The 12,718-nt window shown below is 68.2% G+C and carries 14 protein-coding genes; 6 read left to right on the top strand and 8 right to left on the bottom strand.

What is annotated here, in order from left to right:
• The first annotated feature begins 18 nt into the window (after window positions 1-18).
• Together cysS and rlmB are read left to right on the top strand one after the other, a co-directional pair.
• Entirely contained in the window at window positions 19-1,422 is a 1,404-nt protein-coding gene (cysS, locus tag KXD98_RS23405; protein ID WP_260765371.1) for a cysteine--tRNA ligase, read from the top strand.
• Window positions 1,422-2,363, top strand: a complete 942-nt coding sequence (rlmB, locus tag KXD98_RS23400) for a 23S rRNA (guanosine(2251)-2'-O)-methyltransferase RlmB (protein ID WP_260760723.1) — start codon at window positions 1,422-1,424, stop codon at window positions 2,361-2,363. The genes cysS and rlmB overlap by 1 nt, the downstream gene beginning before the upstream one ends.
• Here the strand turns inward: rlmB and KXD98_RS23395 are convergent.
• Genes KXD98_RS23395 through KXD98_RS23380 form a run of 4 tightly spaced genes read right to left on the bottom strand, consistent with a single transcriptional unit; the run spans window position 2,360 to window position 6,105 of the window.
• Window positions 2,360-3,613, bottom strand: coding sequence for an SLC13 family permease (locus KXD98_RS23395; RefSeq protein WP_260760722.1), 1,254 nt, complete (start codon window positions 3,611-3,613; stop codon window positions 2,360-2,362). The genes rlmB and KXD98_RS23395 overlap by 4 nt on opposite strands.
• The gene (locus tag KXD98_RS23390) at window positions 3,604-4,512 is read right to left on the bottom strand and encodes an MBL fold metallo-hydrolase (RefSeq protein WP_260760721.1); all 909 of its coding nucleotides are present in this window, start codon (window positions 4,510-4,512) and stop codon (window positions 3,604-3,606) included. The genes KXD98_RS23395 and KXD98_RS23390 overlap by 10 nt, the downstream gene beginning before the upstream one ends.
• Window positions 4,509-5,318, bottom strand: a complete 810-nt coding sequence (locus tag KXD98_RS23385; RefSeq protein WP_260760720.1) for an acyl-CoA thioesterase II — start codon at window positions 5,316-5,318, stop codon at window positions 4,509-4,511. The genes KXD98_RS23390 and KXD98_RS23385 overlap by 4 nt, the downstream gene beginning before the upstream one ends.
• 22 nt (window positions 5,319-5,340) lie before the next feature.
• Complete coding sequence (locus tag KXD98_RS23380; protein WP_260760719.1) at window positions 5,341-6,105, bottom strand: LamB/YcsF family protein; 765 nt, start codon at window positions 6,103-6,105, stop codon at window positions 5,341-5,343.
• A 90-nt stretch (window positions 6,106-6,195) separates the two neighbouring features.
• Here KXD98_RS23380 and KXD98_RS23375 point away from each other — a divergent pair, with 90 nt between their 5' ends.
• Both KXD98_RS23375 and KXD98_RS23370 read left to right on the top strand, forming a co-directional pair.
• Window positions 6,196-6,465, top strand: a complete 270-nt coding sequence (locus tag KXD98_RS23375) for a type B 50S ribosomal protein L31 (protein WP_260760718.1) — start codon at window positions 6,196-6,198, stop codon at window positions 6,463-6,465.
• On the top strand, window positions 6,462-6,830 hold the full coding sequence (locus KXD98_RS23370; protein WP_313901252.1) for a WhiB family transcriptional regulator: 369 nt from the start codon (window positions 6,462-6,464) through the stop codon (window positions 6,828-6,830). Before KXD98_RS23375 ends, KXD98_RS23370 begins: the two co-directional genes overlap by 4 nt.
• Here KXD98_RS23370 and mrf read toward each other — a convergent pair.
• The 3 genes from mrf to KXD98_RS23355 all read right to left on the bottom strand — a co-directional run bounded on the left by mrf (window position 6,731) and on the right by KXD98_RS23355 (window position 9,663).
• Complete coding sequence (gene mrf / locus KXD98_RS23365) at window positions 6,731-7,921, bottom strand: ribosome hibernation factor-recruiting GTPase MRF (protein WP_260760717.1); 1,191 nt, start codon at window positions 7,919-7,921, stop codon at window positions 6,731-6,733. The genes KXD98_RS23370 and mrf overlap by 100 nt on opposite strands.
• 90 nt (window positions 7,922-8,011) lie before the next feature.
• The gene (locus KXD98_RS23360; RefSeq protein WP_260760716.1) at window positions 8,012-8,719 is read right to left on the bottom strand and encodes a TIGR03943 family putative permease subunit; all 708 of its coding nucleotides are present in this window, start codon (window positions 8,717-8,719) and stop codon (window positions 8,012-8,014) included.
• Window positions 8,716-9,663, bottom strand: a complete 948-nt coding sequence (locus KXD98_RS23355) for a permease (protein ID WP_260765369.1) — start codon at window positions 9,661-9,663, stop codon at window positions 8,716-8,718. The genes KXD98_RS23360 and KXD98_RS23355 overlap by 4 nt, the downstream gene beginning before the upstream one ends.
• Before the next feature lie 106 nt (window positions 9,664-9,769).
• On the opposite strand from KXD98_RS23355, the gene KXD98_RS23350 reads away from it, so the two are divergent.
• Together KXD98_RS23350 and KXD98_RS23345 are read left to right on the top strand one after the other, a co-directional pair.
• Window positions 9,770-10,054, top strand: a complete 285-nt coding sequence (locus tag KXD98_RS23350) for a DUF1490 family protein (protein WP_260760715.1) — start codon at window positions 9,770-9,772, stop codon at window positions 10,052-10,054.
• Between the two features lie 7 nt (window positions 10,055-10,061).
• Window positions 10,062-12,203, top strand: a complete 2,142-nt coding sequence (locus KXD98_RS23345; RefSeq protein WP_260760714.1) for a cation-translocating P-type ATPase — start codon at window positions 10,062-10,064, stop codon at window positions 12,201-12,203.
• Here KXD98_RS23345 and KXD98_RS23340 read toward each other — a convergent pair.
• The gene (locus KXD98_RS23340; protein WP_260760713.1) at window positions 12,200-12,664 is read right to left on the bottom strand and encodes a hypothetical protein; all 465 of its coding nucleotides are present in this window, start codon (window positions 12,662-12,664) and stop codon (window positions 12,200-12,202) included. The two genes, KXD98_RS23345 and KXD98_RS23340, sit on opposite strands and share 4 nt — an antisense overlap.
• Window positions 12,665-12,718 lie beyond the last annotated feature (54 nt).

Here is a 12,718-nt window from a genome sequence, read left to right as displayed (position 1 = left end):
GACGGCCCCGCCACAGGAATGCGGCTATACGACACCATGGCGGGTGCCTTGCGTGACTTCGTCCCGCTACGTCCCGGGCACGCATCGATCTATCTGTGCGGCGCGACCGTGCAGGGCCTCCCACACATCGGGCACGTGCGCAGCGGCGTCGCATTCGACGTGTTGCGCCGGTGGCTGTCCGCCAAGGGCCTCGATGTCGCGTTCATCCGCAACGTGACCGACATCGACGACAAGATCCTGACCAAGGCCGCCGATGCGGGCCGGCCGTGGTGGGAGTGGGCGGCCACCTACGAACGGGCTTTCTCAGCGGCCTACGACGCGCTGGGCGTGTTGCCGCCGTCGGCGGAACCCCGGGCCACCGGCCACATTACCCAGATGGTGGAACTGATCGAGCGCCTGATCGAACGTGGCCACGCCTACCCAGGCACCGGTGCCGGGGCGGGTGACGTCTACTTCGACGTCCTGAGCCTGCCGGACTACGGCAAGCTCTCGGGCCACCGGATCGACGATGTGCATCAAGGCGAGGGTGTCGCCAAGGGCAAGCGCGACGAGCGTGACTTCACGCTGTGGAAGGCCGCCAAACCGGGCGAGCCGTCCTGGCCGACACCGTGGGGGCGCGGCCGGCCCGGCTGGCACACCGAATGCGTGGCGATGTGCGAGGCCTACCTGGGCGCCGAGTTCGACATCCATGCCGGGGGCATGGACCTGGTGTTTCCTCACCACGAGAACGAGATCGCCCAGGCCTGCGGCGCAGGGGACGGTTTCGCCCGGTTCTGGCTGCACAACGGCTGGGTCACCATGGGTGGGGAGAAGATGAGCAAGTCGCTGGGCAATGTGCTGGCCATCCCGGCGGTGTTGCAGCGGGTCCGCGCCGCCGAATTGCGGTACTACCTGGGCAGCGCGCACTACCGGTCGATGCTGGAATTCTCCGAGACCGCGTTGCAGGACGCGGCCCGCGCGTACTCCGGCATCGAGGATTTCCTGCACCGGGTCCGCACTCGGGTGGGCGCGGTGGTGCCGGGACAGTGGACGCCGACGTTCGGTGCGGCCCTCGACGATGACCTGTCGGTGCCGATCGCGCTGGCCGAGGTGCACGCCGCACGCGCTGAAGGCAATCGTGCCCTCGACGCGGGCGACCACGACACCGCGCTGACCCACGCGATGTCGATCCGGTCGATGATGGGAATCCTGGGCGCGGATCCGCTCGACGAGCGGTGGGAGTCGCGCGACGAGACATCGGCTGCTTTGGCGGCTGTCGACGTCCTGGTCCACGCTGAGGTCAAACGCCGCGAAGACGCCCGGGCCCGCCGCGACTGGGCGGAAGCAGACGCCATCCGGGATCGCCTCAAGCATGCCGGCATCGAGGTCACCGACACAGCAGACGGTCCGCAGTGGGCCCTGCTCGACGGATCGGACAAGTAATGGCCGGTAATTCGAAGCGCCGCGGCGCGGTGCGCAAAGAGGGCACCAAGAAGGGGCCCACCGTGGGTTCGGGCGGGGTGCGGCGGCGCGGGCTGGAGGGTCGCGGTGCGACGCCGCCGGCACACATGCGCCCGCAACATCCGGCCGCCAAACGTGCCGCCAAGGCGGCCCGCCAGCAGCAGGGACGCCCCAAGAAGTCCGACGAGACCGAGATCGTGCTCGGCCGCAACCCCGTCATCGAATGTCTGCGGGCCGGTATTCCGGCCACCGCGCTCTACGTCGCACTGGGCACCGACGCCGACGAACGGCTGACCGAGTCGGTGCAGCTGGCGGCCGACAAGGGGATTTCGATCCTGGAGGTGCCGCGCCACGATCTGGACCGCATCGCGGCCAACGGCATGCATCAGGGCATCGCGTTGCAAGTCCCGCCGTACGACTACGCCCATCCTGATGATCTGCTCGCCGAAGCTCGGCGCGATGCCAGTCCGGCGCTGATGGTGGCGCTGGACAACATCTCCGATCCGCGTAATCTCGGCGCGATCGTGCGGTCGGTTGCGGCGTTCGGTGGACACGGCGTGCTGATCCCGCAGCGTCGCTCGGCTTCGGTCACTGCGGTGGCGTGGCGCACCAGTGCCGGTGCGGCTGCCCGGGTTCCGGTGGCGCGGGCGACCAATCTCAACCGGACACTCAAACAGTGCGCCGATGCCGGTTTGCAGCTTGTCGGGCTCGACGCCGACGGTGACACCGTCCTCGACGACCTCGACGGCACCGGACCGATGGTCGTCGTGGTGGGATCCGAGGGCAAGGGGCTGTCACGGCTGGTTCGGCAGAACTGCGACGCGGTCGTGTCGATCCCGATGGCCGGGCCCACCGAGTCGCTCAACGCTTCGGTTGCCGCGGGGGTGGTGCTCGCCGAGATCGCCCGTCAGCGCCGCTCCTAGAGCCCGAGTAGCCGGCTGCCCGCCCACAGACCGGCCACCGCGGCGACCAGCACCACCGGCGTGGTACACAGCCCGACCCGGCTGAACTCGACGAAACCGATGCCGTGCGTGGCGCCGATCTCGCGGCGAACCACCCTGCGCCACAACAGGTTCGCCAGGGACCCGAGATAGGTCAGGTTGGCGCCGACGTTGACGCCGATCAGCACTGCGAGCACGGCGACCGGTCCGGCTGTGCCGACCAGTGGCAACATCACCAACACCGCGGGCAGGTTGTTGACGACGTTGGACAGCACCGCTGCGACTGCGGCGATCGCCAGCAAGGTCAGCAGGCCGTCCCCGTCCGGGATCACCTGTTGCATCGCCGGTTCCAAACCGTTGCGCATCGCGGCGTCGACCACCACGCCCAGGCACAGCACAAATGCCAGGAACGGCAGATCCAGCGCGGCCACGATTCGGGGCACGGTGCTGCGGTGGGTGCTCAGGCTGTGGACGCCGAGCACCAGCGCACCGGCCAGTGCCGCCCATCCCGGCGACAGACCGGCCGCCGACGTCACGACGAACCCGACCAGGGTCAGCGCGAGCACCACGACGGCGAAGCGGGGTATCCGGACCGGGTCGACAGGTGACACCCGGTGCGGGGCGACAGTCAGGTCGGCGGCGAAAAGCCAACGCAGCAGTACGAATTCAACAGCGATGGCGATCAGCCATGGCAGCGTCATCGCCGCGGCGAACTGCAGGAACGACAGGCCCGCGGCGGTGAAAGCCAGCAGGTTGGTCAGATTCGACACCGGCAGCAGCAGCGATGCGCTGTTGGCCAGATGCGCGGTGGCGTAGGCATGTGCGCGCGGTGGCACCCGCAGCATCCGGGCCGTGGCCAGCACCACTGGCGTCAGCAGCACCACGGTGGCATCCAGGCTCAGTACCGCGGTCACCACGGCGGCCACCGCGAACACCGAGGCCAGGAGGCGGGGTTGGCTTCCGGAGGTGGCCCGGGCCATGAAAGCTCCCGCGGCACCGAACAGTCCCTCGTCGTCACAGAGTCGGGCCAGCACCAGGATGGCAGCCAGGAATCCGACGACCGGTGCCAGACTGCTGACCTGGGCCACGGCGTCGTCCCAGGACACCGCTCCGACGGCGATGACCGCACCCGCGGCCGGGACGGCAACCACGGCCTCGGGCCATCCGCGCGGGCGAACCAGCGCGAAGGCGAGCACCGCGACCAGAGCGGCGATCGCGACGATCAGCGCCATGGATCGCTGCGCTGCCACAGTGTCGGCAGGTGCAGTGCGACGTCATCCTGCTCGGCCAGGCCGATCAGCACCCGCATCGACGCATCGAGGTCGTCGACGCCCCGCGGCAAAGCCCGCAACGGCTTGTGTAGCGGTCGAAAGAAGTCGTCCCAGTGGATCAGCACCACCCGGCGGGCGCCGACCATGCGCACGGTCTGATCCCAGTAGGCGGTCAGGTAGTCGGGCGGTTGCAGCCCGAGTTGACCGACCCCGAGGTACACCACCTCGGCGCGCTGCCCGGCCAACGCACCGGGGACGAATCCGGCGCTGCCGACGATCAGCAGCCGCCGGCCGGTCCGTCGGTGGTGTACCAGCGTCGACCAGGCCTCACCGCAGCGGTAGGCCCAGACCCGTGCGGGGGGCCGCACCGGGGTGGTGATGGGTCCGGGAAATCGGTCGGGCGGACAGTGCGCACCCTCGATGAACGTCAGATCGTAGTTGCCTGCCGTCTCGGGGTGACCTGGCGTCACCACCACGACGTCGGCCAAGCCACGGCCGCGGCCGATGTTGGCTGCCGAGTCGCCGCCGAACAACCGGGCTCCGGTGCGTTCGGCTACCGCCGCGCTGTCCAGCGCATGGTCGAAGTGGGTGTGCACCGGCGTGACCGCGTCGAGCCGATCGATCCCGAGTTGCCGCAGCGCCGTTCGGATCCGCTCCGGGGACGACCGCAGCCGACGCGTGGCCACGGTCAAAAGGCTTGGCCGGGAGAAGAATCCATCGGTCAGTACCGCGGAGTGGCCGTCGTCGATGAGCAGTGTCGTGACTCCCGCCCACGACACCGTCACCGGGGATTCGGCGGTCGCGGCGGGCACGTCGAAGCGTTCTGCATAGGCGCCCAGATCGGGCCGGCGCAGAATCACGGAAAGTACATCTCCTGGCCCACGGTGCACACCAGCTCGCCGTTGCGGTTGTACATCCGTCCGCTGGCCAGTGCGACCCGGTCCACGCTGCTCGGCGAGCTCTGGTCGTAGAGCATCCAGTCCGACAGCTGCGCCGGGCGGTGAAACCACACCGAATGGTCGCGCTGTGCCGAGGCGCCCAGCGCGCCGCGCGCCGCGAACGCGGGCTCGGTCAGCGTCACCGCCGAGAGGTAGGCCACCAGCGAGGTGTGGAGGGCAGGGTCGTTGGGGATGTCACCGTCGGGACGCCACCAGATCTGCGAGTTCGCCGGCGGTCCGGCGTCGGTGCAGACGATGCGCCGTTCGAACCAGCGCAGGCTGGCCCACCGACCGCGGCCTTCCTCGACGTCCTCGGCCGAATGCGACGCGCTGGTGGGCAGCGACTCCGGTGCGCTGACCTTGGGCATCTGCGGCTGATAGAGCGTTTCGTCGGCGGTCTCGTGCTTGAACGACGCCATCGCCTCCAGCAGCACCTCGCCGTCCTGGCGTGCGGTCACCCGGCGTGCGGAAAACGTCCGTCCTTCCTGCAGCACGACGACGTCGAAATCGACCGGGCGGCGGGCGTCACCTGGCCGCAGGAAGTAAGTGTGCATGCTGTGGGCCCGGCGATCGGGGGCTGTCAGGCCGGCGGCCAGCAATGCCTGCGCCGAGATGTGGCCACCGAGAATGTGGTTGAACGGGGCGGGCAACTGCTCGCCGACGAACAGACTGTCGCCGGCGCGCTGCAGCGTGAGGGTGGCCAGCACGTCACGCAAGGAAGAAGACATCGACGCACATCTTGCCCGACGCTCAACCGAACGGCGCCACCACGACCCCGTCGTGGATCAGCCGGCGCCGCACCGCCTCGGCGATCCGCACCGCACCGGGTGAATCGCCGTGTACGCACACCGATTCGACGTGAATGTCGATGGTGGATCCGTCGATGGCGGTGACGGTGCCGTCTCGGACCATCGACGCCACCCGGTGACTGATCTGCTCGGCGTCGGTGAGTACCGCGCCGGGCTCACGTCGTGACACCAGCCGGCCGTCGGGCCGGTAGGCGCGGTCGGCGAAGGCTTCGGAGAAGGTGCGCAAGCCCAGCCGCTGTGCGCAGCCCAGGAAGGCCGAACCGGCCAGGCCCAGCACTGCCAGACCCGGATCGGTCGCGTGCACGGCGGTGGCGACGGCCTCGGCCTGTTCCTGGTGGTCGACGATCGCGTTGTACAGGGCGCCATGTGGTTTGACGTAGGTCACCGTCGAACCGGCGGCGCGCGCCAGTGCCTGCAGGGCACCGATCTGGTAGATCACGTCGGCAATCAGTTCATCGGGTTCGATGTCGATGAACCGACGGCCGAATCCGGCGAGATCGCGGTAGCCGACCTGGGCCCCGATGCGTACCCCGCGCTCGCTGGCGGACCGGCAGGTCCGGGCCAGCGTCGCCGCGTCTCCGGCGTGGAATCCGCATGCCACATTGGCGCTGGTGACGATGTCGAGCATGGCGTCGTCGTCGCCGATCTGCCACACACCGAATCCCTCGCCAAGGTCGGCGTTGAGGTCGACGGTCGGGGTGTCCACCCCCGCCAGCCTAATGCGAGGACCTTGCCACCAGGTTCCCCGATCGGGTACTAATGGAAATGATTTTCAATAACTATTTCTGGAGGCGACATGAAACCGGGCATTCACCCTGACTACCACCCCGTCGTTTTTCAGGACGCCACCACCGGGGCCACTTTTCTGACCCGTTCGACGATGACCAGCGACCGGACCATCGATTGGCAGACCCCCGCCGGCGTCGTGCAATACCCGCTGGTGGTCGTCGAGGTGACCTCGGATTCGCACCCCTTCTGGACCGGTAGTCGGCGGATCGTCGACGCTGCGGGTCAGGTTGAGAAGTTCCGCCGCCGCTACGGATCGCGTCCGGGCAACGCCGAGTGAACGGTGCGGGTCGGTTCGCGCACGCGCAGACGTGGCGATGGCGCCGGCATGCGCGGTGCCTGGATCTGCCCACCGATCTGTTCTTCGTGTCCGAACAGCACCGCGGCGCCGGTCGGGCCGCCTGGGAGGAACGCGCGAAACAGATCTGCCTGAACTGCACCGTGCGCCGCCAGTGTCTGATGCATGCGTTGGAAACGCGTGAGCCGCACGGGATCTGGGGTGCCACCACGCCGGGCGAACGGGCCCGGATGGTGGCGCGGCGAGATCAGGAGAACCCGAACTCGCTTCCGTCGGGCCGTGATTCGTCGACCTTGTCGAGGTCCTCGCACGGATCCTCGTGCCACTCCTGGAACGGGTCTTCGTAGCCCGGCCACTCCAGCGGCCGGGACAGCTCTTCGTCGGTGAGCAGGGCCCGGCTCAGGGACCGGAAAATGGTGTCCGGGTCTGCACCGCAGACCAGCACGGTCATGGCGATGTGGCGGTCACCGAACTGTTCGTCCCACCGCATGCTTGCCAGCGCCACCCGCTCCGGGTCCTCTGCCCACGCGTCGGGGTCCATGGTGGCCAGCCACTGGCCGGCGTGTGCCACCCGCAGACCACCGCCGGCGGATTCGATCCAGATCACGGTGTCAGGCTGGCTGGCCAGCCAGGCGCGGCCGCGCACGCGCACCACGCCGTCGAGCAGATCGTCGATCGCCAGGTGCAGACGCAGCGGGTGGAAAGGCCGGGATGCGTTGAACTCCACGATCGCCACGTCGCCGTGGGCGTCCAGCGGCGGCCGGCCGGCCAGCAGGTGCTCGTGCGGACTGTGATCGTTGCCTCGCCGGGCGTCCGGTGCGAGTTCGGTCAGGGCGGTCTCGACGTTGTCGACGTCGATCATGAATCGTGCTCGTGGGGCCAACCGGTTCAGCACCGCGAGGGTCTTGGAGTCGGTGTCGGTCAAGACCAGCAGGTCGGCGAACTCGGCTTGGGCGACGACGACCTGGGCTTCGGTGCGGTCGTCGTCGAGGACGTCGTCGCCGACGGCCTGGGCCAGCCATTGCTCGGTGTTCACCGTGCTCACCACGGCTTCGATGCGCACATCCTGGGCGGCCGGGCCGTCGAGGTAGCCCGGTCCGACGTGAACGTCGACGTTGTTGATCGCCCAGCAGACCGGTTCGGGCTCCAGCCACTTGTCGAGATGGACGACGATGCGGTCGACGTCGTCGCGGCGATGCAGCCGGCGTAGCAGGACCAGCAGGTCGTCTCGACTGGTGCAGCCGACGCAGCAGTTGCTCAGCTCCAGCGGCCACTCCGAGATGTCCACCTGCTCGCCGCGACGGATCGTGACACCGCGGATGACCACGTGGCCGGTGAAACGGTGGGTGACCACGACGGTGCCCGCAGTGCCCACCAGCACCTCGCACAGCGCGTCGGTGAGTTCCTGGCCGGCGACGAGAAGCACCGGAGTCCGCATATCCACAGCCTATCGACAATCGTTTTCATTAAGGACGGCGACCACCGTACCGCGTCACCCCGAGCGTGTCGATGCGCCGACCAGGGGTGCTCAGTAGCTGTAGGGAAGGTCGGGCGGTTCGATCTCGGTCACCGAGGTGACCTGCATCCGGGGGACCGTCCGGCGCGAAGAATCGGCCTGTCCGGTCGGAACGGTGCCCTCGACGCGCACCCAGGTCCCGTCCGGCAAGCGTGCGGCAGCATGGGCCGCCGGGCCGTCGAGCACCATCCGGGCCAGTTGGGCGTCGGCGGCGCAGCACAGGATCACCACCCGGCCGAGGTCGACGCGGCCCTCGTCGTGGATCGTGAAGCCGATGACGCTGACCAGCTTGTCATCGAGGGTTCCGGCCGAGTCCTGGGCGACGCGGATGAGCACCTCGGGCAGCGCGAGTTCAGGGGCCCGCTCGTCGGGAAGCGGCGGAAACGGCCGGCGCAGCACATCAGTGGAAACCTCGACGACCGCAGGTCGCGCGGTCAGGGGGCCGATGGCGGGTGGAACCACGAACCCCAACAATGCGACGGGCACGATGAGCAGCCAGAGCACGCCGGAATGATGTGCGTGGTCACCGTGCTCCTGCGGTCCGCTTCTGATGTCGCGCACGATGGAGACGAGTGCCAGACCGATCAGCAACACCGCCGAGGCGACCAGCCAGGGCAGCAGCGACGGTTTGACATAGCGGGTGTAGGCACCGGTGGCGGTGATGATCGCCGTACAGACGCCTACCAGCAGCAGCAGCGCATTCTCGGTTTCCCGTTTCATCGGTTACCCAGCACCAACAGCCCGACGCCGGTGGCCATCAGGGTGGCCACCAGGAAAGTCACCGGGGCGAAGCGAACGGCGAAGGCCCGGCCGAACATTCCCGCCTGCATCGCGAAAAGCTTGATGTCGACAGCCGGCCCGACGACCAGGAACACCAGGCGGGGCAGCAGCGGAAGCATCGACAGGCTGGCAGCGACGAAAGCGTCGGCTTCCGAGCACAACGCGAGCACCACCGCCAGGACCGCCATCACCACGATGCCCAGCAGCAGCTGACCGGCCAGATGGTCATAGACCCACGCCGGCACCAGCACGTGCAGCGCTGCGGCGGCCAGCGCGCCGACCACCAGGAATGAAGAGGCCTGCAGAAAATCATGCCGGGCAGCTTCGGTGAAAACGGTGAACTTCGAGTCACCGTGCGCTTGTGCGCGCGGCACATGCCGGGTGATCCAGCGCGGCTGACCGAAGCGGGCCCACAACACGCCCATGGTGATCGCAGTCAGCAGTGAGGCTGCGCAGCGCGCCGCCACCATGGCGGGCTCACCGGGAAACGCGACAGCGGTGGAGACCAGCACGATCGGGTTGATGGCCGGTGCGGCGAGCATGAATGTCAGGGCCGCAGCACCGACGGCGCCTTGACCGAACAGCCGACGGGCGATCGGCACCGAACCGCATTCGCAGCCCGGCAGCGCCACCCCGCTGACGCCGGCGGCCACGATCGCGGCACCCGGTCGGCGAGGGAGCCAGCGAGCCAACCGATCCGGAGTCACATAGGCCGCTATCGCACCGCTGATGACCACGCCGAGCGCCAGGAACGGCAGCGCCTGCACGAAGATTCCACAGAACACGGTGGCTGCCGTCGCGATATCCGGTGTGCCGGCCACAAACGTCCGGAGGGTCCCGCCCAACAGCGCCAGCCCGACAATCCCGACGACGAGGATGTGCATCGAATCCGGACGGCGCGTCTTCGCGTGCGTCTCGACGGCCACGGCCGCAATTGTGCCAGTTGGGGCAACGCCTGCCCGGCAAGCACGACGGGGCTATGGTGGTTTCATGGTTCTGCACGCGTTTCTGGCCAAAGCCGCCTCGACGGTCGTCACCGGCGCTGTGGGTGTCGCGGCGTACCAAGGTGTTCGCAAGGTGGTCGCCAAGGCCCCGGTCCGCGAGGCGTCGGTGACCGCGACGACCTGGGCGTTGCGCGGTGTGCGAAAGGCTGAAGAGGGCGCGGAATCGGCACGGCTGAAGGTCGCCGATGTGGTGGCCGAGGCGCGGGAGCGGATCGGCGAGGAAGCGCCGCCGCCGGCCGTGGCCGATGCCGCACACGCGCACGACCACTGAGCCCGTGGTGGCCCTGACCGTCGTCTCCGACGCTGCGGGGCGGATGCGCCTGCTGGCGCCGTGGTTCCGCAACGATTCGCCGCGGGCGGTCGCCATCGAAGATGCGATAGAGAAAGTGCCCGGTGTGCGGGCGGTGCATGCCTATCCGCGCACCGCGTCCATCGTGGTGTGGTACTCGCCGAAGCGCTGTGAGCGTGCTGCGGTTTTCGAGGCGATCGAAGCTGCCGCGGTGGTGGCTCGGGAACTGGTGGCGGTGCGGTCGCCGCGCTCGGCGGACATCACCAATGCCGATGTGCTCCGGATGGCTGTGGGCGGAACCGCTTTGGTGCTACTCGGCATTCGCCGCTACGTGTTCGCGCGCCCGCCGCTGCTCGGGCCGACCAGCCGGCTGGCCGCCACCGGCGTGACGATCTTCACCGGCTACCCGTTCTTGCGCGGTGCGTTGCGCACCCTGCGCGGAAACCGTTCAGCCGGAACCGATGTCCTGGTCAGTGCGGCCACCATCGCCAGCCTGGTACTGCGCGAGAACGTCGTGGCGCTGACGGTGCTGTGGTTGCTCAACATCGGCGAGTACCTGCAGGACCTCACGTTGCGCCGGACCCGCCGGGCCATTGCGAATCTGTTGCAGGGCAACCAGGACACCGCCTGGGTACGCCTGGCCGACGGCACCGAGGTCGAGATCGCCACAGCCGAGCTTCGGGTGGGCGACGAGGTCGTGATTCACGACCAGGTCGCGCTTCCGGTTGACGGGACCGTCGTCGACGGTGAGGCGATCGTGGATCAGTCCGCGATCACCGGTGAGAATCTGCCGGTTGCGGTCTCCGCTGCGGCGCGGGTGTTCGCCGGTTCGGTCGTGGTACGCGGGCGGCTGGTGGTGCGGGCCGAGGCGGTCGGCAACGAGACGACCATCGGCCGGATCATTGCCCGGGTGGAGGAAGCCCAGCTGCATCGGGCACCGATTCAGACTGTCGGAGAGAGCTTTTCCCGCCGGTTCGTGCCGGCATCGTTCCTGCTGTCGGCCGCCACCCTCGTCCTGACCAGGGATGTGCGTCGGGCCATGACGATGCTTCTGGTGGCCTGCCCGTGCGCGGTCGGACTTTCGACACCGACGGCGATCAGCGCTGCGATCGGCAACGGGGCCCGTCGCGGTATCCTGATCAAGGGCGGGTCGCACCTGGAAGAGGCCGGCCGCGTCGACGCCATTGTGTTCGACAAGACCGGGACTCTCACGCAGGGCCGTCCGGTGGTGACGAATCTTGTTGCTTTCCATAAGGACTGGGAGCCCGAACAGGTGCTGGCCTACGCTGCCAGCTCGGAGATCCACTCCCGGCACCCGCTGGCCGAAGCGGTGATCCGGTCGACGAAGGAACGTCATATCGAGATCCCGCCGCACGAGGAGTGTGAGGTGCTGGTCGGGCTGGGGATGCGGACCTGGGCCGATGGGCGTACCTTGCTGCTCGGTAGTCCGTCACTGCTGCGCCAGGAGAAGGTGCGGGTGACCAAGAAAGCCACCGAATGGGTGGATTCCCTTCGCCGGCAGTCCGAGACACCGCTGTTGCTCGCGGTGGATGGCAAGCTCGTGGGTCTGATCAGTCTTCGTGACGAGGTCCGGTCAGAAGCCACCGAGGTGCTTGAACAGTTGCGGGCCAGTGGTGTTCGGCGCATCGTGATGCTCACCGGCGACCATCCCGAAGCCGCTGCGGCGGTCGCCGAGCAACTCGGTATCACCGAATGGCAAGCCGAGGTGCTCCCCGAGGACAAACTCGATGTGGTGCGTCGGTTGCGTGACAAGGGGCATACCGTGGCGATGGTCGGGGACGGCGTCAACGACGCGCCCGCGCTGGCTGAAGCCGACATCGGCATCGCCATGGGGCTGGGCGGCACCGACGTCGCCGTCGAAACCGCCGATGTTGCTTTGGCCAGTGACGATCTGCGCCGACTTCTCGATGTCCGGGATCTAGGTACCCGTGCCGTCGAGGTGATTCGGCAGAACTACGCGATGTCGATCGCAGTCAACGCTGTCGGTTTGTTGATCGGTGCCGGTGGCGCGTTGTCCCCCGTGCTGGCCGCGGTTTTGCACAACGCCTCCTCGGTCGCGGTGGTGGCCAACAGTTCTCGGATGATCCGCTACGAGCTCATCGAGTCTTAGCCCTCGCACTGCTCGGCGACCGCAGCGCTTTGTTCCTCGGCGATGCGGAGCCTCTCGGCTTGTTCGGGATGGGTGGTCGGAACACCCGAGATCGAGGTTGCGCCGATGTCGAGCAGCGTTTCGGCGAAATTGCGTGATGCTTGGGCGAGGTCGTCCGGCGTTGCCGGCCCGATTCGTGCCAGCAGATACTCGCCGCCGCCGAAAAGGGCGAGCCGGGCGTTGGCCGCCACCGCCAGACCTCCGGCGACATCCTGGGCCCCGCCCGGCGCGGTGGCATTGGTATTCAACGACACACCTCTGCGTACGGTCTCGAAGGCCTCGCACACGCGCTGGGTGGCAGCACTGCGTTCGGCTTCGTCGAACTGGGTCGCGGTGTGACCGGTGGCTGCCGGATCTGACGGGGAGCCCGACCGGATGACTGCCCATACCGACAGCGCCACCGCGGTGATCGCGAGAACCATTGCGAGGAGCGGGATTATCGGCCGATTAGCTGACCTGGTGGAGCCGTCTGGGCT

It is taken from the genome of Mycobacterium sp. SMC-4 (assembly GCF_025263265.1).
In the GTDB taxonomy this organism is placed as follows: domain Bacteria; phylum Actinomycetota; class Actinomycetes; order Mycobacteriales; family Mycobacteriaceae; genus Mycobacterium.
This window is presented reverse-complemented; position numbering and strand designations above follow the sequence as displayed.